At 51.9% G+C, this 21,713-nt stretch carries 28 protein-coding genes; 3 read left to right on the top strand and 25 right to left on the bottom strand.

All coding sequences use genetic code 11. The features are described from left to right. Positions 1-287 precede the first annotated feature (287 nt). From WKI47_RS00455 to WKI47_RS00380, 16 genes are all read right to left on the bottom strand, one after another. Complete coding sequence (locus tag WKI47_RS00455; protein ID WP_340225215.1) at positions 288-725, bottom strand: GNAT family N-acetyltransferase; 438 nt, start codon at positions 723-725, stop codon at positions 288-290. Positions 726-805: 80 nt separating this feature from the next. After that, positions 806-1,207: a hypothetical protein gene (locus WKI47_RS00450; protein WP_340225214.1), complete on the bottom strand. Its 402-nt coding sequence runs from the start codon at positions 1,205-1,207 to the stop codon at positions 806-808. Then, entirely contained in the window at positions 1,204-1,668 is a 465-nt protein-coding gene (locus WKI47_RS00445) for a DUF2809 domain-containing protein (protein WP_340225213.1), read from the bottom strand. Before WKI47_RS00445 ends, WKI47_RS00450 begins: the two co-directional genes overlap by 4 nt. Next, positions 1,665-2,198 (bottom strand): histidine phosphatase family protein, encoded by a 534-nt coding sequence (locus tag WKI47_RS00440; RefSeq protein WP_340225212.1) that lies wholly within the window; start codon positions 2,196-2,198, stop codon positions 1,665-1,667. Before WKI47_RS00440 ends, WKI47_RS00445 begins: the two co-directional genes overlap by 4 nt. 291 nt (positions 2,199-2,489) lie before the next feature. Beyond that, positions 2,490-3,113: a hypothetical protein gene (locus tag WKI47_RS00435; RefSeq protein ID WP_340225211.1), complete on the bottom strand. Its 624-nt coding sequence runs from the start codon at positions 3,111-3,113 to the stop codon at positions 2,490-2,492. Between the two features lie 94 nt (positions 3,114-3,207). After that, entirely contained in the window at positions 3,208-3,768 is a 561-nt protein-coding gene (locus tag WKI47_RS00430; protein ID WP_340225210.1) for a hypothetical protein, read from the bottom strand. A 3-nt stretch (positions 3,769-3,771) separates the two neighbouring features. Further along, positions 3,772-4,290: a VanZ family protein gene (locus WKI47_RS00425; RefSeq protein WP_340225209.1), complete on the bottom strand. Its 519-nt coding sequence runs from the start codon at positions 4,288-4,290 to the stop codon at positions 3,772-3,774. Between the two features lie 68 nt (positions 4,291-4,358). Next, positions 4,359-5,243, bottom strand: a complete 885-nt coding sequence (locus WKI47_RS00420; protein ID WP_340225208.1) for an NAD(P)-dependent oxidoreductase — start codon at positions 5,241-5,243, stop codon at positions 4,359-4,361. Positions 5,244-5,395: 152 nt separating this feature from the next. Further along, complete coding sequence (locus tag WKI47_RS00415) at positions 5,396-6,163, bottom strand: ABC transporter permease (RefSeq protein ID WP_340225207.1); 768 nt, start codon at positions 6,161-6,163, stop codon at positions 5,396-5,398. Then, the gene (locus WKI47_RS00410) at positions 6,156-7,082 is read right to left on the bottom strand and encodes an ABC transporter ATP-binding protein (protein ID WP_340225206.1); all 927 of its coding nucleotides are present in this window, start codon (positions 7,080-7,082) and stop codon (positions 6,156-6,158) included. The genes WKI47_RS00415 and WKI47_RS00410 overlap by 8 nt, the downstream gene beginning before the upstream one ends. 87 nt (positions 7,083-7,169) lie before the next feature. Next, positions 7,170-7,865 carry a response regulator transcription factor gene (locus WKI47_RS00405; RefSeq protein ID WP_340225205.1) on the bottom strand — a complete coding sequence of 232 codons (696 nt, stop codon included), beginning with the start codon at positions 7,863-7,865 and terminating at the stop codon, positions 7,170-7,172. Then, a complete protein-coding gene (locus tag WKI47_RS00400; RefSeq protein WP_340225204.1) occupies positions 7,858-8,775 on the bottom strand; it encodes a HAMP domain-containing sensor histidine kinase in 918 nt (305 codons plus the stop codon). The genes WKI47_RS00405 and WKI47_RS00400 overlap by 8 nt, the downstream gene beginning before the upstream one ends. A 158-nt stretch (positions 8,776-8,933) precedes the next feature. Beyond that, positions 8,934-9,770 carry a hypothetical protein gene (locus WKI47_RS00395; RefSeq protein ID WP_340225203.1) on the bottom strand — a complete coding sequence of 279 codons (837 nt, stop codon included), beginning with the start codon at positions 9,768-9,770 and terminating at the stop codon, positions 8,934-8,936. 190 nt (positions 9,771-9,960) lie between these two features. Then, positions 9,961-11,379 (bottom strand): threonine synthase, encoded by a 1,419-nt coding sequence (gene thrC / locus WKI47_RS00390; protein ID WP_340225202.1) that lies wholly within the window; start codon positions 11,377-11,379, stop codon positions 9,961-9,963. Positions 11,380-11,507: 128 nt separating this feature from the next. After that, positions 11,508-11,993, bottom strand: a complete 486-nt coding sequence (locus tag WKI47_RS00385) for an SRPBCC family protein (RefSeq protein WP_340225201.1) — start codon at positions 11,991-11,993, stop codon at positions 11,508-11,510. A gap of 60 nt (positions 11,994-12,053) precedes the next feature. Then, positions 12,054-12,662 (bottom strand): short chain dehydrogenase, encoded by a 609-nt coding sequence (locus WKI47_RS00380; RefSeq protein WP_340225200.1) that lies wholly within the window; start codon positions 12,660-12,662, stop codon positions 12,054-12,056. Between the two features lie 118 nt (positions 12,663-12,780). On the opposite strand from WKI47_RS00380, the gene WKI47_RS00375 reads away from it, so the two are divergent. Next, entirely contained in the window at positions 12,781-13,047 is a 267-nt protein-coding gene (locus WKI47_RS00375; protein WP_340225461.1) for an excalibur calcium-binding domain-containing protein, read from the top strand. A gap of 68 nt (positions 13,048-13,115) precedes the next feature. Here WKI47_RS00375 and WKI47_RS00370 read toward each other — a convergent pair whose 3' ends face one another. The 3 genes from WKI47_RS00370 to WKI47_RS00360 form a co-directional block, all read right to left on the bottom strand. Beyond that, the gene (locus WKI47_RS00370) at positions 13,116-13,601 is read right to left on the bottom strand and encodes a hypothetical protein (RefSeq protein WP_340225199.1); all 486 of its coding nucleotides are present in this window, start codon (positions 13,599-13,601) and stop codon (positions 13,116-13,118) included. Between the two features lie 92 nt (positions 13,602-13,693). Beyond that, positions 13,694-14,599 (bottom strand): PhzF family phenazine biosynthesis isomerase, encoded by a 906-nt coding sequence (locus tag WKI47_RS00365; protein WP_340225198.1) that lies wholly within the window; start codon positions 14,597-14,599, stop codon positions 13,694-13,696. Continuing rightward, positions 14,596-15,186 carry a TetR/AcrR family transcriptional regulator gene (locus WKI47_RS00360; RefSeq protein WP_340225197.1) on the bottom strand — a complete coding sequence of 197 codons (591 nt, stop codon included), beginning with the start codon at positions 15,184-15,186 and terminating at the stop codon, positions 14,596-14,598. The genes WKI47_RS00365 and WKI47_RS00360 overlap by 4 nt, the downstream gene beginning before the upstream one ends. 189 nt (positions 15,187-15,375) lie before the next feature. Between WKI47_RS00360 and WKI47_RS00355 the strand changes: the two genes are divergently transcribed. Beyond that, positions 15,376-16,584, top strand: coding sequence for an MFS transporter (locus WKI47_RS00355; protein WP_340225196.1), 1,209 nt, complete (start codon positions 15,376-15,378; stop codon positions 16,582-16,584). A 183-nt stretch (positions 16,585-16,767) separates the two neighbouring features. On the opposite strand, the gene WKI47_RS00350 is transcribed toward WKI47_RS00355, so the two are convergent. The 3 genes from WKI47_RS00350 to WKI47_RS00340 are packed head-to-tail and all read right to left on the bottom strand — an operon-like array spanning position 16,768 to position 18,295. Beyond that, entirely contained in the window at positions 16,768-17,586 is an 819-nt protein-coding gene (locus tag WKI47_RS00350) for a phosphotransferase family protein (RefSeq protein WP_340225195.1), read from the bottom strand. Positions 17,587-17,618: 32 nt separating this feature from the next. Then, positions 17,619-17,870, bottom strand: coding sequence for a DUF2164 domain-containing protein (locus WKI47_RS00345; protein ID WP_340225194.1), 252 nt, complete (start codon positions 17,868-17,870; stop codon positions 17,619-17,621). Continuing rightward, on the bottom strand, positions 17,867-18,295 hold the full coding sequence (locus WKI47_RS00340) for a GNAT family N-acetyltransferase (protein WP_340225193.1): 429 nt from the start codon (positions 18,293-18,295) through the stop codon (positions 17,867-17,869). Before WKI47_RS00340 ends, WKI47_RS00345 begins: the two co-directional genes overlap by 4 nt. A 133-nt stretch (positions 18,296-18,428) precedes the next feature. Between WKI47_RS00340 and WKI47_RS00335 the strand changes: the two genes are divergently transcribed. Further along, the gene (locus tag WKI47_RS00335) at positions 18,429-19,046 is read left to right on the top strand and encodes a hypothetical protein (RefSeq protein ID WP_340225192.1); all 618 of its coding nucleotides are present in this window, start codon (positions 18,429-18,431) and stop codon (positions 19,044-19,046) included. 58 nt (positions 19,047-19,104) lie between these two features. Here the strand turns inward: WKI47_RS00335 and WKI47_RS00330 are convergent, their stop codons facing one another. The 3 genes from WKI47_RS00330 to msrA all read right to left on the bottom strand — a co-directional run bounded on the left by WKI47_RS00330 (position 19,105) and on the right by msrA (position 21,699). After that, a complete protein-coding gene (locus WKI47_RS00330) occupies positions 19,105-19,794 on the bottom strand; it encodes a hypothetical protein (RefSeq protein WP_340225191.1) in 690 nt (229 codons plus the stop codon). Positions 19,795-19,964: 170 nt separating this feature from the next. Then, positions 19,965-20,522, bottom strand: a complete 558-nt coding sequence (locus WKI47_RS00325) for a short-chain dehydrogenase (protein ID WP_340225190.1) — start codon at positions 20,520-20,522, stop codon at positions 19,965-19,967. A 664-nt stretch (positions 20,523-21,186) separates the two neighbouring features. Further along, positions 21,187-21,699 (bottom strand): peptide-methionine (S)-S-oxide reductase MsrA, encoded by a 513-nt coding sequence (msrA, locus tag WKI47_RS00320; protein ID WP_340225460.1) that lies wholly within the window; start codon positions 21,697-21,699, stop codon positions 21,187-21,189. Between the last annotated feature and the right edge of the window lie 14 nt (positions 21,700-21,713).

Here is a 21,713-nt window from a genome sequence, read left to right as displayed (position 1 = left end):
CTCGTTACGTAAGCTTTTGAGCAATTCAGGGATAAAAAAAGCCTAAGTTAATGCAAATATCATCAAGTCGAGCAGTCAAAAAGACCCCCGGAGTTAATAATATTTGAGTTAACTTAGGCATTGCCCGCATTACCGGTCACAATCCTGTTGTCTGCCCCATTGTAGCACAGCGTATAAAGCGATTACAAGACGGAAACTTGATTTTATTGAAAAAGGGACAAAGGACGAGGCCGGGGAACGCCTCAGTCCAGTACCATGACCGTATTTCAACCTCATAGCCAACGCGGTTAAAGTACGAGTCTCCGCCGAAAGCCGCGCACGTCTTCCGTGTAGCCGAGCGATTCGTAAAACGCATGCGCTTCCTTACGGAACCCGCTCGATACAAGCAACGCATAGCCGCAGCGGCGCTCCCGAGCGATCCGCTCCGCTTCCTGCATCAGCAGCTTTCCCGCCTTTTTGCCGCGAAAAGCTTCCGACACAATCACATTCTCAATGACCATAAAAGGGCGACATTCGCCGATCAGATCTTCGCAGATCACGCCCATAAGGCTACCTGCCAACCGCCCGTTCTCAAAAGCACCCAGCAAGTGGTAATTTTCGTCGGACGCCATTTTCTCGAAAGTGCTGCGCATCGCTTCAGGCGACGACTTTTCTTCAACCAATTCCCCGTAAAGGACGGCAAGCTGCGACAGATCGCCGGCTTGCAGCATACGAATATCCATCATCTATTTTTCCTCCAAAGCAACTTTTTCAAAAATGAAACCCGTACATTTCGTATCCTCTATCCGGCTAAACTTTCTTCCGTTCAAGGTTGAACCTCTTTCATCGTTGGAATGTCTTCAGGTTCTTTGGACGGCGGTTGATCTCCAGAGAAAGTTGGCAGCTTCGACCCACCGTTCCCGGAACCTGTAGCCGGACGAATCGGTGCAGGCATTCGTTCACGGTGCAGCTCCGGACGGAAAAACTCGATAGCCAGAATCACAATGCCCGCGGCAAACATCAACACACCAATAGCGAAGGGAAGACCGAGCGCCATGCTTTGCTTCAGATCCGCTTCATAAGGCCCTCCACCGAAGATCGCATACCATACCCGAGTCCCGTCCCATGAAGACATATTGGGCACGAACAGCACAGCCGCAACAAAGATAAAGCCGACGATCCAGGTTCCGGCCAGCGTCAATACAGAGCCGATGACTACTTTTTTCATGCTTGCTCCTCCTTGCTCGAATTCCTTTTGCTTCTCCGGCTCCATAGATGCAGTACGCCGACATCCACGACCCAGAACGCCACGATTCCCGCTGTATAACGTACCAGATCCATCACCAGAAATCCGCGTCCCAACACCAGCGCACCGAGTGTTGTGGAGCGTAGCGCATCCAACCAGTCCGCACGATAAAGCTGGCTACATTCAATGCCGAAGCTAAAAAGCAAAGCGCCGATCGCGCATGTCCATGTCCGATAATCGGGCAACAACATCCGAAATAACAAATAAACCATCGCCGCCCACAACGCGTCTCCCGCATGTTCCGCCCAAAATAAAGGCAGGCTGTCCGCAAAGGCTCGCGAAGATAAACCCAGCAGCATCACGACAAGCACCGCGAGCAGATACACGGCGCGTTTGCGCGCATGAAAGCGTCTGCGATGCCGAATTTTACGTTCGCTTCTCATGTCCGGCGCCTCTCATACTCGACAATCTCTCCTTGAGCGATATCAGTGCGCCCAACCAGCGTGCCGAATATCGTGCCGTGTCCGGCAACGATCACGTTCGAATAGGCCCGGTACCGATCCAGTACGCCTTCGATCCGCCGAAGCAGAGATTCGCGGCTTTCCCATAATTTCGTTTCGCCTGTCGGATGTGTTCCTTCGTAAAGATTGTACTCATCGCGCAGCTCGCGCATTCGCTCCTCGGTATTGTATTCGAACGTCAGATCAGGCTGCCATTCCCGCAAATCATATTCGACCGCGATGTCCAGATCCAATCGGCGCGACAGGATTGCAGCCGTCTGCATCGCGCGGGTATACGGCGAAGACAGAATAAGCTCAGCGCGGCCGAGCCTTGGGTCTTCTGCCGTCTTCAGAATCTGATTGCGCCCATGCGATGTCAAAGGCACCAAGTCACGGCCATTGCCTTTGAGCTTAAGCGGTTTGTACGTATGCCAATCCGGCTCCCCGTGCCGAATCAAATAAAAAATCGTCAACTTCCTCGCACCTTTCTGTCAACGCGGTTCCCGCAAAATTAAGAGTCAGACTTGTTTCCACTGTACCTTCCTCTAAGCAAAAATGGAAGCGCCGTTTGTACCAAAAGAAGAAGGAAGAGAAGATGGTGGGAGCGCTACGGGAAAAATTCGTTCAAGACGCTGTCTCAGCCGTAATTTGAAGTTTGAATGTACATTCAAACTTCAAATTACGGCTTCAAAGGCGTCTTTCACTGAATTTCTCCCTTCGCTTTCACCATGTTGAGGGTGAAGGTAGGAAGGAAACGGTCTTAATTATCCGCGATTATTACGGTTGGCGCGAATTGCTTTTAGAATGGTTAGGGTTACAAGCAGCAGTGCAAGCACGCCGCCAGCCCACCATAGGATCGTTGAGGCTCCGATTCCCCAATCTCCGTTAGGCGTGCCGGGAGAAGCACCTGCACGAAGCTCGATAGGTTCGCCCAATTTTTTCACGGCTGCGGGATCTGTAGTGCCTTGATAAGCCTCATTCCCCGAACACGATGTGGTCGTCGGCATTCCGTTTCCTTGTTGGGCAAATATCAGGTATTTCTCTCCCTGCGCAAACTGCATGCCGCACGATTCGGAGCCTAAAGCGCTGTACAGGGTGGTCGTCTCGTAGACTTTGCCTTTCCACGCCCGATCCACTTCGAATACATAATAGACGGGATCGGCAGTCGAAGTGTAGCCTCTCAATCCCGAAGACGATTCACGCCGTTCAACGACAGTTCCGGCAAAAATGCGGTCTGCGTAGGCGATCGAACGATCCGGATCCGATATTGCACAACTACATGCCATTGCCGGTTTTGCAGCTATCGTAAGCCCCGCTCCCAACGTCGTAATCGAGATCAACAGGATAAGCAATACAGGTAGGATTGTTCGGCGTTTGCTAGTATTCATTATGGTTCCTCCTCCTCTGGCAAAAGCTTATTATTTTCTAAACGCAAAAAGGAAGACGCAAGTTGCGTCCTCCTAAAAGTCCGTGTCGAGTTCATTACCAGAGCGAAGCCAGATAAGTACGCATATAGTCAGGCTCCCGATGCACGGAATTCTGCTCTAATTCGCTCGTATCCTCCACATTCCAGACGTTGAAGGTCCGATGTTCATATAGACTGCCTTCTTCAATTGTATGACGGCCGTTGATGAGAATTCGACCGTATTCTCCTTCTCGCAATACGAAAACCCGCTCATTAAGCAAGCGGCTTTGATAATCGCTGCGCACAGGCTTTCCGAACGACGGATCATAGCCAAAATGCACTTCGGTCCCTTGCGCGTAACGTTTCGGAGTTAGACCGGGAAGCCGTTTAGCGCCGGGCGGAATACCGGCAGAAGATACAGCCAACCATTCGCAAGTATCCGATAACGGCTGAAATCCTTTTGTCGTTTGCAAAAAAGCAAGCCGATGCACCAGCACCTGCTCTTCCTGTACCGGATAAGCACGCGAAGGTATTGCCGCAGGCAACGAAAAAGCAGCCGGATGACGATTGCGCGAAGTCGCATAAGGCTCACCGCGCGTTTCTTTCATCCAGCGGATCAGTACGGTTTGGACGATCATCGATTATCTCCTCCGCCCTTGATTGGAACGGCTGCGAGCGTTGGCGGAACGGGTCCTCGCCTGTCTACGCCCATTCCGCTTCTTCTCGGGACCGACAATCATGCGATAACCCATATAGCCAAGACTTGCGCCGATGCTGTTCAGGATCACATCGTCAATATCCGCGACTCCCGCTCCAAGCCCTCCTTGTGCCAGCTCCAAGATTACAATGAATACCAGAAAACGAATCAAGAAACCGAAGAACGTTCGGCATGTTCGAAACAATACGGGAAACAATACGCCGAACGGAACAAATACAGCCACGTTGCCTACCAAATTAATCAGCGGAGCCCGAATATTATCCCAGCTCGCCGAACGGGCAAATAACCGGATCGTCTCGAACGGCACGATATTATAACGGAAATCGCCGCTGATATGCGCCGAGCGGCCAAATCCCCAGAACATCCAATAAAGCAACAGTCCGCTATAGCCGAGCAGGACCAAAGCCGCCAGCGCTTTGACGGCAATGATTTTGGCTTTCATGCAACAAAACCCCTTTTTGAAACCCTGCCTGAACGCGCAGTTCATCTGCGTGTTCGGGCCTTCTTTTTTTAATCGTTGGCACCCGGAAGCCGGTCTTTCAGTTCCAACCATACGGCAGCCATATCCAAGTCCCCTTTGCCGCTTTGCACAGCGTCCGCATAGGTGCGGTCCACGGCTTCCGCCAACGGTAAATCCAATCCTTCGCGCTTCGCTTCCGACGTCAGCAGACCCAGATCTTTCGACAGCAGGCTGACCATGAACGCGGCCGGGAATTCCTCGTTCATCCACATGTCTTTTTTGGCGGCCAGCATCGGCGTATTCACCGCTGATTCCCTGATCATCTCGATCAATTGCTCACGCTGTAAACCTGCTTGTTCCCCGGCCAGCAGCGCTTCGGAAATCCCTTGCGCCATCACGCCGAGCAGCAGATTGATCGACAGCTTGGCCGAACTGCCTGTACCGACTTCGCCGAATCGGATTGTTTTTTTGCCCAATACTTCGAAAAAAGGACGACATCGATCTACTGCCTTCTCTGTACCGCCGGCCAAAATAACCAATTGCCCGTTAACTGCCGGAGCGACCGAACCCGATACGGGAGCATCGACGTAAATCCCCCCGGCCGACTCGATTCGCTGCGCGAAAAGACGTGCTTCTCCGGGCGCGATCGTGCTCATGTTTACGACGACGGCGTTAGGCGCCAACCCTGCAAGCAGTCCGTTTTCGCCTTCCAGAACCGCTTCCACCGCCGCGCCTTTGGTCAGCATGATAAATATCGCTTCGGCACTGTCCGCAGCTTCCTTCGGCGAAGAAACCAGCTTGCCGCCATCGCTTGCCAACGGCTCCGCTTTGTCCGAAGTCCGATTGTAGACGCTAACCTCATATCCTGCTTTCAGCAAATTCCGAGCCATCGGCAGCCCCATGTATCCGGTTCCGATCCAAGCCAACTTTGTCATGCGTATCCCCGCTCCTTTATTGATGATCGTTTGCTTAACTTTCCGCTTCCAATAAGCATACCCCAATCGGCAGCCGGAGTCATGTCAGGCGCATTCACGGTCGACCGGTGCGGGATCGGAGTGAATGCGCCTGAAAGGTTAAGCTCTTGTATTCAGTTCAAATCTTCGCGAATCTTATACCGGACCGCAATCGCGGCGAATAAGGCCATAGCGACAATCGCAACCGCCAGCGTCTGTATCGTCTCGCCCGCATGGTTAAAATCTTTGATACGAACCAGCGTATTGACCAGCCAATACTGCGAAATATTCAATCCGTTCACCAACGACTCCAACGCGCTTAAAAGCATGCCCGGAATGTTCAGCGCCAGCACGAATCCAACGATCAGGCTGACCAGCATGTTTTTGCACAACACGCTGACGCATAATATCAAGATCGCGAATGCCCAATGCAGCAAAAACTGCCCGATCAGTAATTTGACGAAAAACGCCAAATCTCCCAACGTCGTGTTTTCAAAAAACAAGCTTCGGCCGATCCAATCGGATACCAGCAGAGTCAAAAAAAGCAGCCCGACGAACATCGCCGATATCAGCATTTTGGAAAAGACCGTGTAGATTCGCGCCCGACGCATCGACATATAATTTTTTCCAAATCCCGACTGGTATTCGCTGATATAAAAATAAACGACGAACACCGTAATATATAACAGCATCCAGGACGGCGTCTGCGACATCGTGTACTGCATGAACTCGCTCGCATTCAAGCGGTTAACCGCGACTCCTCCGCCCTGCTCCGCCTCTTGCGAATACTGCTGGAGCATAAAAGTACCGAAGATCTGAAATCCGCAAAACAGCAACAACAGAATATACATGGTCTTATTGCGAACAAAACGATACACGTCCATTTTAAAAATATTAAGCATGCCGTTCACCTGCCTGTTCGGTCCGCGCCAAAAAATACTGTTCCAAACTCTGCTTATATTTATAAATCGAATCGATCCCGACTCCATGCTCGATCAATGTTTTCGAGATTTGCCGAATCTCTGCGCCGGGATCGTATACATACAACGTATTGGCGTCGAACACTTTGTAATCCGCAATCTTCAGTTCGCGTTCCAAAACGGGAATAGCCGCCTCCGCCTTTTCCAGCTTTAGCTCGATCCGCTCTTCGCATTTGTGCAGCAGTTCGTCCGCCGAAATCACTTCAACCATTTCGCCTTTATGAATAATGGCATACTGTGTTGCGATCTTGGACAGTTCCTCCAAAATGTGGCTTGAAATCAAAATCGTCAGTCCGTTCTTGTTCAGTTCCTGAATCAACGCGCGAATCTCCACGATCCCTTGCGGGTCCAACCCGTTGATCGGTTCGTCCAACAGCAGCACATCGGGACTCCCCAGCAGCGCGGCCGCGATTCCGAGCCGCTGCTTCATGCCCAACGAGAAACTTTTGACCTTGACCGAACCGATGTCTTCCAATCCGACCGTCTTCAGGAGCTTGTTGATTTGCGTATTCGCGTCCGGAAGCCCGTAAGCGATCGCAAGCAGCTTCAAATTTTCAAAAGCGGAATAATGAGAATACAGCCCCGCTTGCTCGATCAGTACGCCCATTCGTTCGAAAAAAGATTGTCCGTTGGCCGATGCCCGATTGAAAAAATGCAATTCGCCCGAAGTCGGATGAATCAGCCCGGCGATCATTTTGAGCAGCGTCGATTTGCCTGCGCCGTTTTTCCCGATCAAACCTACGATTTCGCCCCGACGGATATGGAGATCCATGCTTTTCACCGCGGTTTTGCTTCCGTACGTTTTGGTCAACCCGTTTATCTCGATAATGATATCCGGCATAACCTCACCTCCTGATTCCTATTGAACAGGATGAACGCTAAAAGATCGCCAACAAAAAGCAAAGAAATGTCAAAGAACATCGAACGTTCAACCGCTTAACCGAAATCCGATTCCCCACAGGGTATCGATATACGGCTCCAGGTCATAAGATTTGAGTTTGCTGCGAATATTGCTGATATGTACGGTGATCGTTTTGTCTTCGCCCAAATAAACGTCGTCCCAGGCCAGTTCATATAGATCCTGCTTGGTAAAAACGCGCGTTGGATTTTTGATCAACAGCTCCAAAATCTTGTACTCCTGACGCGTCAAGGCCAACGGCTCTCCGTTTACGCTGGCGCTATAAACGTTGCAATCGAGCAGCAGGTTTTTATGTGCATATACAGAGGGCGCGGAATCGACGTTGCTTTTTGCGATATGTACCCGAATCCGCGCAATCAATTCTTCCAGTTCGAAAGGTTTGGTCACGTAATCGTTCGCACCGAGCGTAAACAAGTCCAGCTTGTGATCCAAATGATCTTTGGCCGTCAATACAATCACCGGAACCGGGATATTCAGCTCGTTTCGAATCTGTCGCATCAAGCCTTCGCCGGACAAGCCCGGCAGCATCAAATCCAAAATGACCAGCTGATAGTCCTGCCGAGTCAGATGGATTAGCGCCTCTGTTCCCGAATACGCCGACGTGCACCGAAACCCCTCACGGGTCAAAGCGTCGCGGATAATCCCGTTGATCGGCTCGTCGTCTTCCACGATCAAGATATGTTGATTACGCTCATCCCTATTCATACGCTTCCCCCTTTCCTGCTTTGATAAAGGTTAGACGTATAGCAAATGTACCCGGCTCGCTGTACGCGTCCGCACTGCCGTTCATTTTTTCCATTAGCGACTTTACGATCGACAAGCCAAGACCCGAGGATCGAACGCTGCGCGAAGAGTCTTCTTTGTAAAAACGGTTGAACACGCGCTGCGCATCTACTTGTTCTCCATCCGTCAATCGATTGGTAAAACAAATCCGTACCCGCTCTGTCTCTTCTTCGCACGTCACCGATAACGGTCCTGTTCCATGCGTAAAATAGTTGCCCAGAATATTGGCGAGCACGCGGTCTATAGCCTGACTATTGCCGTTCACCCGAACAGACAAATCCGGAAGATCCAGTTCGGGTTCGATACCTTGCCGGGCAAAATCGTCGAAACACGCAAACAAATTTTGTTGGAGAAAAGCCAGTATATCGATCGGTTCCTGTTCGATCAGGTACTCCGGATTTTGCAGCTTCGTATATAAAAACAGTTCGTCGATCAGCTTGGACAATTGTCGAATCCGGGACTTGGCCAGCGTCATATAGTGATCTTTGTCGGAACATTTCTCTGCCTGCCGCGCTAACTGAAGATAGCCGTCAAGCGCGGTCAGAGGCGTACGGATATCGTGCGACGAACTGACGATCGTCGCATTGATTTCTTCATTTTTTCGGTTATACTGCCGGTCTGCCTTTTTTTGCAGATCGAGCAGTTGATTGTAGCCTCGGATCAGCGTCATGATCTCTCGCGGCTTGAGCTGGGTTTCGATCCGCTTGAACGACCGGTTTTGCATGATAAAGCATAATTGGTTGCCGAGATCCCGAATTTGAATTTTATAATGCAGCAGATAGAGCGTCTGTGCGACCAACAGAATCAACAGCACCGTCAACAGCATGATCATCGGGCGTCATCCTTTCTTTAACGGAGGAAGAAAGAAGACTCCGAAAGAAATTCGTTCGAGCCGCTGTCTCACGTATAAAGCTTTCAGCTTTACGTGTTCAAAGGCGGCTCTCGCTGAATTTCTCTCTCCGTCTTTTTCAGATCGCTTATTTATTAGGGTTATGCCGTACGTGAACGATCTTCCAGCGGGCGAGGGCCGAAGCCAAGCAACGCATCGTCCGCGGCGCGCAACAGATCCGACAGGAACTCTTCGGGGGAATCCAGGCGGCTGCGTCCGTTCAGGCTGCATCGGATCTCGCGGTTGCGGCCGTCGCCGACCGATAACAGCAATCTTCGGCCCGATATGCCGATCGTCTGCACCGTCATGCGGCGAATCTCGCTCAAAGGAATGCAATCGACGATAAAGCTGCCGTTGGGCTGAGGGTAAAAAGCCGCAAATTCATACCGAGTCACCGCCAAAAGAACCGTTCCGACCCGAATGTCTGCCCAATTCTCGAAGTCTCGGTACAACGCGCGCACTTCTTCGTGAGGTTCGATCGCTCCGGCGTGTTGAAGTCCCGCGACGGCGTAAGGATCGACCCGCACATGACGCTTGATCCGTTCTTTGATCGAGAACTGGATCGACAGGAACACGATCAGCCCGATCGTGAGATTGGTCAACGAATTTCCGATCCCGAAAAACAAAGCCGCAACCATCAGCGCCGCCGTCGCCCATTGGCTGATCGTCAACATCCGCAGCTTTTGGTTTTTTGTGCGGCGGTAACGCTTGAACCCTTTGCCCGGAATATATTGAAAACTATGATGTTTGTTCACTTTATTGATTTTTTCCGCCCGGAACAATACCCATACGCTCGCTCCGGTCATCAGAAGTCCCAGCAGAGTCATCATCAACTCCTCCGACGCCAATGCGACCCACAAACATAAACCGAAAAATAACGTTCCCATCCATCCGATCAATCTTAATTTGACTACCTGTTTTTTGTATCCCGAATCCATCGCGCACCCTCATCTTTCTTTTTCAAGTTGTCTTTTTCTTTCTTTTCCATTTTAACCCGATTCTTTTTTGTGCAGAAGACTTATTTACCGACAAAGCCAAAAACTTTTCCGTCCATAGGCAAAAAGAAAAAAGCTTCCCGGTACGCGCTAAGCGTTCGCCGGAAAGCTTTTGAATCCCCATACTGCCTTTTTAAGCCTGACTTACCGCATCGCCTGCAAAAAAGGCTTCGAGCTGACGGGCCACTTCGGCTTTGTCGCTGTCAATGATCGTCTGGTACTGCTGTTTCTCGGCCAATTCCGCGATTTGCGTCGGGAACTCCTGATTGATCTCCAGCAAACGGATCGCTTCGTCAAACTTGGCCGGGTGCGCCGTTGCGAACGATACCGTTACTTCTCCTTCTTCGGTAAACGCTTCGGAAGCCGCCACGCCGCAAGCGGTATGCGGATCGAGCAGATAACCCGTTTCGGACTGGTACTTGCCGATCAGTTGCAGATTCTGCTCGTTCGTCGCGCCCAGCGCTTGAAGTTCCGATTGCACGCGCTTCAGCAGTTCGCCTTCGATCACGATTTTCCGGCCGTCCGCAAGCTGCTGCATGTACGCCGCGACCGCAGAAGAATCTTCGTCGAGCAGATAGTACAGATAACGCTCGAAGTTGCTCGCTACCTGGATATCCATCGAAGGGCTATGCGTTTTGCGGAACTCGCCCGGTTGATATTCGCCGGTGGTCACGAAGCGCTCCAAAATATTGTTTTCGTTGGTCGCGATAATCAGCTTGTTGATCGGCAGACCCATTTTCTTCGCCAGGAAGCCCGAGAAGATATTGCCGAAGTTGCCGGACGGCACGCTGACATTGATCTTTTTCGAAGCATCGCCGATCTGCTTGGCAGCCTGGAAGTACGCATAGAAGTAGTAGACGGTCTGCGCCAGGATACGAACGAAGTTAATCGAGTTGATCGCGCGCAGATGGTGTTTGCTTTTAAACTCCAGATCGGTAAACAGTTCCTTGATGATGCGCTGACAATCGTCGAAGTTGCCGTGAACCGACAGGTTCAGCACGTTCTCGTCGTTGACCGTCGTCATTTGCAGTTCCTGTACCTTGCTGACTTTGCCGTGCGGGTGCAGGATACAGATTTTGATGCCTTCTTTGCCTCGCACGCCCTGGATGGCCGCCGCGCCGGTATCGCCGGACGTCGCGCCTAGGATATGAATGATCTCGCCGCGCGTTTTCGAGACGTACGAGTAGAATTCGCCCATGAATTGCAAAGCCACGTCTTTAAAAGCGAACGTCGGGCCGTGGAACAATTCCAGGATGTACAAGGAATCGTTCAGCTTGCGCACCGGCGTCACTTCGGGATCGCGGAAGGTCGCGTAACTGGCATCCACCAGCTGCTTCAGATCTTCTTGCGGAATTTCATTATTGGCATACAACGAGAAAACTTCGATAAATAGCTCACGGAACGGCAGGCTTTTCCAATGATCCAGCGTTTCCGCCGATACGGTCGGAATTTGCTCCGGGACCATCAGTCCCCCGTCTTCGCCCAAGCCCATCAGGACGGTATCGATAAAGCCTTTCGGTTCAACTTGACCTCTTGTGCTGATGTAGTTCATCGTAAAGCCCCCAATTATGTCGAGAATATTTCAATAATCATACCCCGAAACCGACATGCGATGACAGTCTTTTTTTACATTTTCGTCTAAAAATCGTTGTTCATCCAATGCGGCAACGTGCGGCTATTCTAACATTGTCCGTCTGAGGCGTACGACTTTTCCAAAAGGGTCTTGAGCTGCCGCTGGCGATAGTCGATAAATCCCTGCATATAACGCCGGAGTACGAGAGCATCGAATATTCGGCCGGCAGGACCAAACGGCGAAGCGAATTCCAAAATATCGCGCACAAGCGTGCCTTCCGCGCAGCGTTCGAATTCATGTCGGTGCATCATGTGGCGAAACGCGCCTTTTTGCATCCGGTCAACGAAAAAGCAGGGCCTGTCCAGCTCTTCGACGAGCGAAGTCAGCTTTTGCCGAATCCCGAAATGCACGGCCTCGAAAACGACGATTTCGTTTTTCTCCATCAACCCTTGTCGGCGACCGCCCGGAAGCGTCCGTTCGCGGGTACGCGGCCAAACCGTTTGAGGATGCAGTCCGACATCTCTCGCCGCGTCGAAACAGACTTCTATCGGAGCATGGATCACAATTTCTTGCGTAATCGCCACAAAGGACATATATCCTCCCTATATGGACATTATCTTTTTCAAAAAAAATTAAAAAAGAAGTCGGTTCGTTTATTCGTAAATATAATAGGTGCGTCCGTTATCGATTCCAAGCACGCTGCGAACAAAATAGTTGGCGACGCGATCCGCTGGAACGGGGTTGAAGCCTTTGAAGAAATCCGCATACTTTTCCGCCGACTCCGTCAGTAGGCCCGGACTTACCGAGTTCAACCGGATTCCGCGAGGAAGCTCAAGCGCGGCTGCCTGCACGAACGCGTCGATCGCTCCGTTCACCATCGAACTGGAGGCGCCGCGCGGGATCGGATATTCTTTTAAAATGCCGCTAACCAGCGTGAAGCTGCCGTTGTCGTTCAATTGATGCTGGCCGAGCAGTACCGTGTTGACCTGGCCCAGGAGCTTGTTGTTCACGCTGATCAAGTTATTTTCCGGGGTGAGTTCGGGAACGGCGTCGTAATGCGTCGAACCCGCCGCGATCACCACATGATCTAGTTCGCCTACTTCATCGAACAGAGCGGAAATGCTCGCTGTGTCAGTCATGTCCACCGTGTAATCGCCTGCGGAACGCCCCGCCGTATAGGTGTCGATTCCGTGTTCTTTCAATTTGGCGACGATTGCGCTTCCGAGCGTTCCTTCGCCGCCGATAACCAATGCTTTTGCCATATCTAAATCTCTCCTATTCCTGATTGTATAAAAGACCAGCATTGAATCGACTTCAATTTATCCCCAATACTTCCGATAAAGAACTTGTATGTCATCTCGGAATAAGGAGGAGTACATGATGAAAAAAAGTCTGGCTTACGGGTTAAGCTTCGTTCTGCTGCTTGCGGTCGCGGTTCCCGTATCTACCCAAAGCGCCAGCGCTGCCGCCAAAACGTATAAAAACTGTACCGAGCTCAATAAGGATTACAAAGGCGGCGTCGCCAAATCGGCATCCGTGAAAAACAAAGGCGGGAAAACCAAATACAAACCGTTTGTTTCCGCAGAACTGTATGAAGCGAACAAGAAAAGCGACCGGGATAAAGACTTTATCGCTTGCGAGAAATAATACGGTCCACCTTTGAAAAAATGCCGTCCGGGACTGGTCCAGCGGCATTTTTATGGGCTATAGCTATATTATACCCAACGCGTTGCTTTTCGTCGGATAATCGGCACTTTACGGGACTCGGCCCAGTTTACCAATTCGCTTACCCGGCGTTCGTTCTCGGTTCCTTCTTGAAACCTGAACGAAAGATCATTGGGCACGATTAAGGAGCCTTTGGGCTTAATGCTGATCGACGGATTATCTTCCCACGAGATATAGATTCGCTTAATCCCGTCTCCTAATAATTCACGCCGACGCAGCTTGATCCCCTTTTCTCCCAAATGCAGCATATAAGCAGGTCTTTGCGACTGCCAGACCGCCGCTATCGCGAAAGCCAACATAAACAAGGCCATAAATGACGTAAACCCGATCGACTCCGGACCTGCCCAACCGCCTACCCAACTTTGATAGTGTCCGTAAGCCATAGTGCCCCACAACCCGCTTTGGATACCGCAAGCCACGGCCAGCGTCCTCGATTGCGTACTTCGTACCTGATAAATCCGCTTATCTTCCTGCACAGCACTCTCTCCTGTCCATTTTGATCTACACTTCATCAACGTACGGAAAGCCTCGGACGTTACGCCCAAATTCGAATTCAGCTCCACTTTTTCTATTCATCCAAACTTATATACATTTCCTTTACAAACGCCGCGTTGCCCGATACTCGAATATCCATGCCGCCTTCAGGCAGTCGCTCGGCTTCAACTTTGACGCGCCCGTCACGGCCTATCTCCAAGCCTTGCTCGACGATAAAATCGGTACGCCGTAAATGAGTCTCCATATAGGTCAGTGCATAAGCCCCCATCACCCCGCTCGCCGTTCCGGTAACCGGATCTTCAATCATCCCCGAGTGCGGCGGACAGAAATGACGTGCGTGCATACGTGCCTGCGAATCGGAGGTCTCCAGGCAAAAAGGATGCAGTGACGCTTGCGGATTTTGGGTCAGCACGCCCGGAAATGAAGCATTGTCCGGAACCATGCGAGAAAAAGCTTCCAGCTTTATGATAGGAATCAGCACCGTCCACGAGCCTGTGCTGCCATAGACGATCGGATAACGCTCATCGCGGTCGGATATCGACAAACCGATCGAAGCCAGAAGAGCGCGCTCATCTCCTTCAAACGGAATAAATTCCGGATTACCCTGACGCATACGCATGGACAATGACTTGCTATCATCTCTTGCGTCAGACGTTAGCTCGACAGGAAGCACGCCGATCCGCGTCTCGATCGTCGCCGTATCGCGATGCAGCAGCCCTCGGGTGCGGAGTGCATACAAAGAAGCCATCGTTGCGTGTCCGCACAGATCCATCTCATATCCCGGCGTAAAATAACGCAACCGCACGTCAGCCACGTCGGAGCGGCAAATGAACGTCGTTTCGTTAAAGCCAACCTCGGTCGCGATCTCTTGCATCTGCGCATCGGTCAAATGATCGGCCTCCAGCATGATTCCCGCCGGATTGCCTTTGCCCGGAATCGAGGAAAAAGCCTCATAGTGAAATACGGTAACAGCAGTCATGATTGCGCCTCCTTCAGCAAAGTCAGTGTCGCAGAGATGGTCGATTCGGTAAAAGCCCGATCCGGCAATGTCTTCAGCATCACCGTCAGTCCGATCACCGATGCGAGTAGCGCACGGCCCAACGCTTCGGCATCCTGCCCCGGCGCAAGCTCGCCCGATTCCAGTCCTTCGGCAATCTTGTTACGGAATAATTCAGCCAGTCGCAGTTGATGCGCCCAGGCTTTTTCCGTCCACTCCGCTTCCCTCGGAGCCAGCTCGTCCAGCGTTAGCACGGCCAGGCAACCGAGTGTCGGATCGCCCGCACGGCCTCCTTCGGCCAGATCGTTCAGCAGACTTTTAAAAGCAGGAATCACAGCGCTCTCCCGTTCAAGCATACGCTGGATATACTCCAGATGCCGGGTCGTATAGCGATCCAGCGATCTGCCGAATAGTCCTCGTTTATCGCCGAACGTCGCATACAGGCTCGGCTTTCGAATATTCATTTTTTCCGTTAATTCGCTCAAAGACGCCGCTTCGTATCCTTTTGCCCAAAACACGCGCATGGCGGCATCGAGAGCTTGTTCTTCGTCAAACGCTCGCGGTCTCATCTTGGACGTTCCCTCACTTTTATCTGAAATCCCGAATATCCGTCGCTATTATACCGATCAGTATAATACAAATACCGCAAGCGGGCAAAGGGGTTGACACTGCGGGAACATAAAAGTTATAGTAATCCAGCGCAGTTACATACCGATCGGTACAAAAAAAAGATTACAGACTCCCGGAGGTTATTCCGTATGTTCAAAGCTCCAGCTTCCAAGCGTTGGTCCTTCTTATTGTCTCTGCTGTTTGCGCTTGCTTGCGGCTTGGCGGTCGCCAATATTTATTATGCCCAGCCGCTGCTTGGACAGTTAGCTCAAGAGTTTGGAGTTTCGCAGGCTAACGTCGGTTACATCATTGCAGCCGTTCAACTCTTTTATGCGCTTGGCCTGATTTTCATCGTGCCACTTGGCGATCTGGTGAACCGCCGACGACTGATTCTGCTGCAACTGCTGGGAATCACAGTAGCCCTTGTGTGTGTCGGATTCGCTCACGATTATGTGCTGTTGCTCGCCGGGCTTGCCGCAGTAGGGCTGATGGCTGTCGTGACTCAAGTGCTGGTCAACTTCGCTTCGGCACTGGCTCCGGAGGCCGAACGCGGCAAAGCGGTAGGATTGGTTACGGGTGGCGTTGTGATCGGCATTCTGCTGGCGCGATTTTTTGCAGGTGCAATCAGCGAATTGGCCGATTGGCGTGCCGTTTATTTGACCTCGTCCGGTCTGACGCTTGTGGTAACCTTTTCGCTGATCGTCATGTTACCGCAAGACCATTCCAAAAAATCCGACCTTGCTTACAGCCAATTGCTGCGCTCCATGCTGCAACTATTCCTTCAGGAAAATTTACTGCGGACGCGGGCAGCTTTTGCTTTTTTCATCTTTACGGCTTTTGGGATGTTATGGACGCCGCTCTCGCTTCCGCTCGGCGAGGCACCGTTGTCGCTATCTCCTTCGCTGATCGGGGCTTTCGGCTTGGCGGGCGCGGTAGGAGCAATCGGAGCGGCAAATGCCGGAAAATGGGCCGATCGGGGACTGGGGCATCGGGCGACAGGAATCGCTCTCGTTCTGCTATTCTTATCCTGGCTTCCCATCAGTATGCTGCATCACTCTTTGCTTCTGCTGATTGCAGGTATTTTACTGCTCGATTTTGCGGTGCAGGTGGTACATGTCACGAACCAAAGTCTTCTGTTCGCGGCATTACCGGACGCCCGCGGTCGCTTGACCGGAGCGTATATGGTGTTTTATTCGATAGGCAGTGCGGTCGGGGCTGTGCTCTCTACGTGGGCGTATGCGGCGTACGGTTGGAGCGGGGTATGCTTGATGGGAGCGATAGTGAGTGGGGTGGCGTGCTTATTATGGGGATGGACTCGTGTTGCGGAGAAAGACTTACTTCGCGGTAAGGAAGCTTAGGGCGCTGCGGGAGAAATTCGTTCAGGACGCTGTTTCACTCATAAAGCCGTAGGCTTTACGAGTTCAAAGGCGTCCTTCACTGAATTTCTCCCTTCGCTTTTGCTTCCTTTTGGAAGTAGGTCTTTCTTCAACACTTTGGGGGTGTTGAAGGGAAGGTCCTGTGCGAAAATCAGAGATTTCCTTTCATCTACATTTGCCATCCGTACCGGATAGCTGTGCCCGGATCAATCCGAGCAATTTGTCTTTTTCCGACTCGGGGATCGGCTCGATCAGACGGATAGCCGCTACAGGAAGCATCCAGCGCTTGACGTCGGACTCTTCGAAGCCGGTCAATTCGAGATAGGTTTTCAAATAGGCCTGGCGAAATACCGCTGCGTCTTCTTCCATGTTTCCTCTGGGACCGCCGGCTTCGGTACCGAAGCCGAGCAGCAGCAAGGTACGTGCGACATCGTATAGCGGATGGCCGCAAGTTGCATCGATCCAGTCGATCACCTGCCAACCCTGTTCGTTTTCCATCATATTGCCGGGATGAAAATCGCCGTGGCATAGACGTTTGCCGTCAGGCAATTGCTGTAATTGTGCTTGCACAGCAGCGCGTTCCGCATCATTCAACTGTTCGGCGCGCGCCAAGCGCTGCACCAGACGCTCCCGTTGGGAATCGCCAAGCGTTGATGCTTCACGATTGTTCAATTGCACCTGGTAAGCCGCAAACTTTTGGGCCGCTTCAGCTGCCGTATGCGGCTCGCGCTGCAAGCGCTGAAGCAACGACTCTCCCTCGATCTTTTGCAATAATATCGCTTCGCGTCCGTCGTACTGCGCTCGTCCGAGCGGCTCTGCTGTCGGCAAGCCTTGTTCATACGCCCATACGCTTTTACGGTATTCATAGTCTTCGCCTTCTTGGCGGAACCACTCCCGAAACAGCTTTACGACCCGGCCATATTCATCCAAAAAAATCTCGGCTGTCCCTCCGTCACCGATCTTGCTCCAACTTGGTTCCGCCATACTCCACCGCTTTCCGCCAAAGCAAAGGCAATTTATCTCCGATTAACGGGACGCTCCAGTGCATATAACTCGTCTTCAACCTGACTTAATTTCTCGTTCACGGCCGCCTTCGCATCGCGCACGGCCTGATTGTAGATATAGGGGGCGAATCGGTGCATCATATGGTCGAGTAATCGTTCTGCCGCAATCGTCCCGATCTCTTCGCCGCGCTCCTCGTAAAAAAAGCTTTGCAGCTCTTCGATCATTTCGTCTTTTTGTTCTTTGGGCAGTTTGATCGGAATCATGTAGTCGTCCTCTTTTCGTTTTGCGGTTTGTTGGATTTGCTGCGGTGCATCACGGTCTGCCGGGTTTCGTTGAAGCCGCTGCCGCGATAATAGTCCGTCAGTTTCGCCGAGCAGAACAGACTCACCACTTCGATCCCGCTTAGTTCTTTCATCATACGCTCCATCATCTGTCGCCCGATACCCCGGCCTCGATGCGTGCTCAACACAACAACGTCTTCCACGTACGCCCGATACACCCCGTCGGACACCGCCCGGCAAAAACCTACCAACTGTTTGTCTTCCCAAGCTCCGAGCACAACGCCGTGGGCCAGCAATTTGCGAATGCCGTCTTTTGTTCGCGTCGGCCACCAATCCACATCCTGATACAGCCGCATCAATTGAAGCGAAGGGATATGTTTTTCCGTATGCAGTTTGATGACTACCATGTGTCCGAAGCCTCCTTGTTGTCGGTTGCCGGGTTCGAAAATAGGTTTGCGCTTTGTCGCCGTCTTTTTTTGCGGTACAATAAAAAGCATTATTCGCATATCGGTCGCTTATTCGACTCGGGGAGGAATAAGAATGAAGATCAATTTGAAAAAAGCCAAACAACGGGAAGCTCCCTGGTTCATTCGACGGCCTTACATCTTGTTCTGGGTTCCGCTCGGCTTTGTCGTGGCTATGCTGGCGTCGGTATACACGATCTATTCCGAATGGCTGGGATTGGGATTGCAAACTGCCGTACTGATCGTGATCACCATTCGCACCGTATTGACCTGGTTGGCGGGCATCGCGATCCTGGGCGCAAGCCTATGGGTTCTGATTTCCAAACGCGGCAAACTCCTGAAGATCTATCCGGTATTTGTGTACGTCGTCTGCTGGTTCGGATTGCTATCGCTGCCGGTCATCCTGTTCGGTTCCTTGGGGACGCTTCAAGTGTCGGACGACTTGGTGAACTATTATACGCAAGGCACGATCGAAGAACGGCAAACGTCGATCATTTCCACCCAGCAAGTTTGCCAAAATGGCGGTACGACGTCGATATGCAGCTTGTGGGTCACGCTCGACGACGGAAGCCGTTACGAAACCAAAGGCGCTTTGTCCGACGCGTTCGAGCATTACGAAGACGTCGAAGCGGTACGTATCCTGCCAAGCAGCGGACGCCTGATAGGCGTGCGCACCAAAGAGGGTTGGCTGTGAATCCTATGTAAAAAGCCCGACGCCTACTGCGCCGGGCAGACGGTCGAGGAATCAACGGTTACGGCTCGATCGGCTTGACCATACTTGGATCGGCGATCAACGATAGCGCGTTTTCTTCAAGACAACCGTACCAAACATCCGAATAATAATCCATAATTAACAGATTGTCGCCGCACAAATAAAACGAATGCGACGGCTCTTTGAATACATAATACCCGTCGAGCCAGAGCGGATGCAGCTTTTCGCGAAACACGCCGGGATCGAGAGCGCCTTCCAGCTTGCCGAAGTAACGACTACCAAATACCAGCTCCTGCAAACAAAACGTCGTCAAAAAATGACTGAGCGACGGGCAAACGATCTCGCTTTCGTTCAAACGATCGTCCCATAACCGGGCCGCGTCGCTGTACACCGGCGAATCGTCCTGCCCGGCGTTCACCTCGCAGCTCCACTCCCCTTGATTTTCCAACAGGAATGAGATACGGCCTCCTTCACGTTTCAACGCTTCCGGCTCCAGCCAAACATCTTGCGCCTCGAATAATTTGGGACGAAATCCGGCTGGATAAATAGAGGCGTCGTACGAAGGGTTGGGCCAATTGCCCGCAAATCTATAAAAGTCTTTCAAAACGGCTGGCAGGTCGGCAGGTATACTCTCGGGACGGCTTCCGTATTGAGGTCTCGCTGGTCCTGCCCATTTGCAAATAAAAGCTTTCAGCCGCTCCATTGTTTGTTCGTTATCCGGGATCAGCATAGCAATTCCCCTTTGTATGTAAAGTCTGCGAAAGATGTGCAAATTGTGTAGTTGTTATGCTTCCTTATTTTAACGGGAATCCGGCAAGCCGGACAGCCCGTTATTTCCTATTTATGTGAAAAACGATTTGCGGCGGCATGCGAAGTTGGTCCCATAAGCTTGCCCGGTTCTCAAGGCCGCAGCTCGCGCGGTTCGAGCAGGCCGACTTGAACATCCCGGTCTTCGCCGATCGCCTTCAGCGCGCCTTGCGAAATTTCCGAATCGTTCAACCAGCGCGATCCGCCTGGCTCGACCTTGAAGCCGAGCCGCACCTGCCGATAGGAACAGCCCGGATACCGGTTCGCCGCAATGCGAATCGGTTCGGGATCTCCGCCGCTGCCGATGACGTGCACGTACCGGAACGGATTCAGGCCGTCCGCGCCCGCGACTTCGTTCATCACGATGCCCGGCGCGTTCGGCGCGGTCGAATGAATCCAGGCCAGTACGAGCGAGATGCCCGGCCGGGCTTGCGAAGCTTCGCGTATCGCGCAGCGCAGCTCGCTTTCTTGCGTATAATCCAATGCGGCGGCGCGGCAAAGCTCCGGGTTGGCGCAGGATGCGACCAATCTGTCCAACTTTTCCCGGCCGCGGGCGATCAGCACCAGGTTCCAGCCGTCCGCGTTCAACCGCCGCGCCGCTTCCGCCAACATCCCGGTCGCCCCAATCAGCAAAGCCTGTTTGTTTTCCATCTTCCTTTCTCCCCTTTCGCGTCTGTTCAGCTTATGGCAAAAAGACGTGCGCAAGCACGCCTTAAGTTGTCCAGAAATTCACTCAAGAATATAACCCTCCGATTCGCGTATAGGTAAATCTTCCGCAAGAATCAAAGAGAGTGCATACAGACAAGCCCGAATCAAGATAAGCTCGAATCAAGACAAACCAGGACCAAAACCTTGAAAATAAGTACGTATATACACTTATTTTCTTCAAATTATTCTTTTCAGAGAAAATAGATACGTATATACACTTAATTCCTCCGTTTACGGCTCTTTTACGCGCCTTTTCTTCAAATAAGTGTATATTCGCACTTATTTGAAAATGCGGAAGCAAATCGAACGAAATAATTGTATTTGCGCACTTATTTCACCCGCTCTCGCTTATGGTTTGCCTTTCGGAATGAGGAACACATCTTAACCTTTTCATCCTTTTTCCCGATTCCGGGACACGGCTTATACCCGGTCAAAGAAAGGCATTCCGAAAGCTTAAGCCGATTCATTTTCTCGATGCCTTCTCGCGCCCTACGCCTGCGTGACTTTTTCGGCAAACCGGACGTGCGTAAGCACATGTTTAGCTTCTCCGCAAACTCGACCGCTCACTCGATCGCTCCTCCGCCGCCCGGAACCCGCGCGTTTGCGTTTACCAGTTGGCGTCGATAAATTCGTCCCGGCCGGACTGCTGGCGGTCTTCCTTGTAGTGCTTCGGATTTTTTTTGTGGTAATCCTGATGGTAGTCTTCCGCTTCATAAAACGTTTGCGCGGGCAAGATTTCCGTCACGATCGGTTTGTCGAAGCGTCCGCTGTCCGCAAGCTCTTGACGGGTCGCCAGCGCCGCTTCCTGCTGATTCTCGTTGTGGAAAAAGATCGCCGGTTTGTATTGCGTGCCCCGATCCTGGAATTGGCCTTCGCCGTCTGTCGGATCGGTCTGCGGCCAATACAGCTCAAGCAGACGCTCATACGGGAAAACGTCCGGTTCGAACGCGATTTGCACCACTTCGTAATACCCTGTCGTACCGGTCTTCACCTGTTCGTACGTCGGATTGTCCACGCTTCCGCCCATATAGCCGGATACGATGCCGTGAATACCCGGCAATTCTTCGAACGGCGTCACCATGCACCAGAAGCACCCTCCCGCAAACGTCGCGAGTTGAATATCCGCTTTTTCGG

Source organism: Saccharibacillus sacchari, from assembly GCF_037722395.1.
Classification (GTDB): domain Bacteria; phylum Bacillota; class Bacilli; order Paenibacillales; family Paenibacillaceae; genus Saccharibacillus; species Saccharibacillus sacchari_A.
The sequence above is the reverse complement of the archived record's forward strand: the minus strand, read 5'-3'. Positions and strand labels throughout refer to the sequence as shown.

Bases quoted from the DNA above. Each gene is read 5' to 3' on its own strand.
- WKI47_RS00455 (WP_340225215.1), bottom strand. From the start codon at position 725: ATGATGGATATTCGTATGCTGCAAGCCGGCGATCTGTCGCAGCTTGCC.
- WKI47_RS00450 (WP_340225214.1), bottom strand. From the start codon at position 1,207: ATGAAAAAAGTAGTCATCGGCTCTGTATTGACGCTGGCCGGAACCTGG.
- WKI47_RS00445 (WP_340225213.1), bottom strand. From the start codon at position 1,668: ATGAGAAGCGAACGTAAAATTCGGCATCGCAGACGCTTTCATGCGCGC.
- WKI47_RS00435 (WP_340225211.1), bottom strand. From the start codon at position 3,113: ATGAATACTAGCAAACGCCGAACAATCCTACCTGTATTGCTTATCCTG.
- WKI47_RS00430 (WP_340225210.1), bottom strand. From the start codon at position 3,768: ATGATCGTCCAAACCGTACTGATCCGCTGGATGAAAGAAACGCGCGGT.
- WKI47_RS00425 (WP_340225209.1), bottom strand. From the start codon at position 4,290: ATGAAAGCCAAAATCATTGCCGTCAAAGCGCTGGCGGCTTTGGTCCTG.
- WKI47_RS00420 (WP_340225208.1), bottom strand. From the start codon at position 5,243: ATGACAAAGTTGGCTTGGATCGGAACCGGATACATGGGGCTGCCGATG.
- WKI47_RS00415 (WP_340225207.1), bottom strand. From the start codon at position 6,163: ATGCTTAATATTTTTAAAATGGACGTGTATCGTTTTGTTCGCAATAAG.
- WKI47_RS00410 (WP_340225206.1), bottom strand. From the start codon at position 7,082: ATGCCGGATATCATTATCGAGATAAACGGGTTGACCAAAACGTACGGA.
- WKI47_RS00405 (WP_340225205.1), bottom strand. From the start codon at position 7,865: ATGAATAGGGATGAGCGTAATCAACATATCTTGATCGTGGAAGACGAC.
- WKI47_RS00400 (WP_340225204.1), bottom strand. From the start codon at position 8,775: ATGATCATGCTGTTGACGGTGCTGTTGATTCTGTTGGTCGCACAGACG.
- WKI47_RS00395 (WP_340225203.1), bottom strand. From the start codon at position 9,770: ATGGATTCGGGATACAAAAAACAGGTAGTCAAATTAAGATTGATCGGA.
- thrC (WP_340225202.1), bottom strand. From the start codon at position 11,379: ATGAACTACATCAGCACAAGAGGTCAAGTTGAACCGAAAGGCTTTATC.
- WKI47_RS00385 (WP_340225201.1), bottom strand. From the start codon at position 11,993: ATGTCCTTTGTGGCGATTACGCAAGAAATTGTGATCCATGCTCCGATA.
- WKI47_RS00380 (WP_340225200.1), bottom strand. From the start codon at position 12,662: ATGGCAAAAGCATTGGTTATCGGCGGCGAAGGAACGCTCGGAAGCGCA.
- WKI47_RS00375 (WP_340225461.1), top strand. From the start codon at position 12,781: ATGAAAAAAAGTCTGGCTTACGGGTTAAGCTTCGTTCTGCTGCTTGCG.
- WKI47_RS00365 (WP_340225198.1), bottom strand. From the start codon at position 14,599: ATGACTGCTGTTACCGTATTTCACTATGAGGCTTTTTCCTCGATTCCG.
- WKI47_RS00360 (WP_340225197.1), bottom strand. From the start codon at position 15,186: ATGAGACCGCGAGCGTTTGACGAAGAACAAGCTCTCGATGCCGCCATG.
- WKI47_RS00355 (WP_340225196.1), top strand. From the start codon at position 15,376: ATGTTCAAAGCTCCAGCTTCCAAGCGTTGGTCCTTCTTATTGTCTCTG.
- WKI47_RS00350 (WP_340225195.1), bottom strand. From the start codon at position 17,586: ATGGCGGAACCAAGTTGGAGCAAGATCGGTGACGGAGGGACAGCCGAG.
- WKI47_RS00345 (WP_340225194.1), bottom strand. From the start codon at position 17,870: ATGATTCCGATCAAACTGCCCAAAGAACAAAAAGACGAAATGATCGAA.
- WKI47_RS00340 (WP_340225193.1), bottom strand. From the start codon at position 18,295: ATGGTAGTCATCAAACTGCATACGGAAAAACATATCCCTTCGCTTCAA.
- WKI47_RS00335 (WP_340225192.1), top strand. From the start codon at position 18,429: ATGAAGATCAATTTGAAAAAAGCCAAACAACGGGAAGCTCCCTGGTTC.
- WKI47_RS00330 (WP_340225191.1), bottom strand. From the start codon at position 19,794: ATGCTGATCCCGGATAACGAACAAACAATGGAGCGGCTGAAAGCTTTT.
- WKI47_RS00325 (WP_340225190.1), bottom strand. From the start codon at position 20,522: ATGGAAAACAAACAGGCTTTGCTGATTGGGGCGACCGGGATGTTGGCG.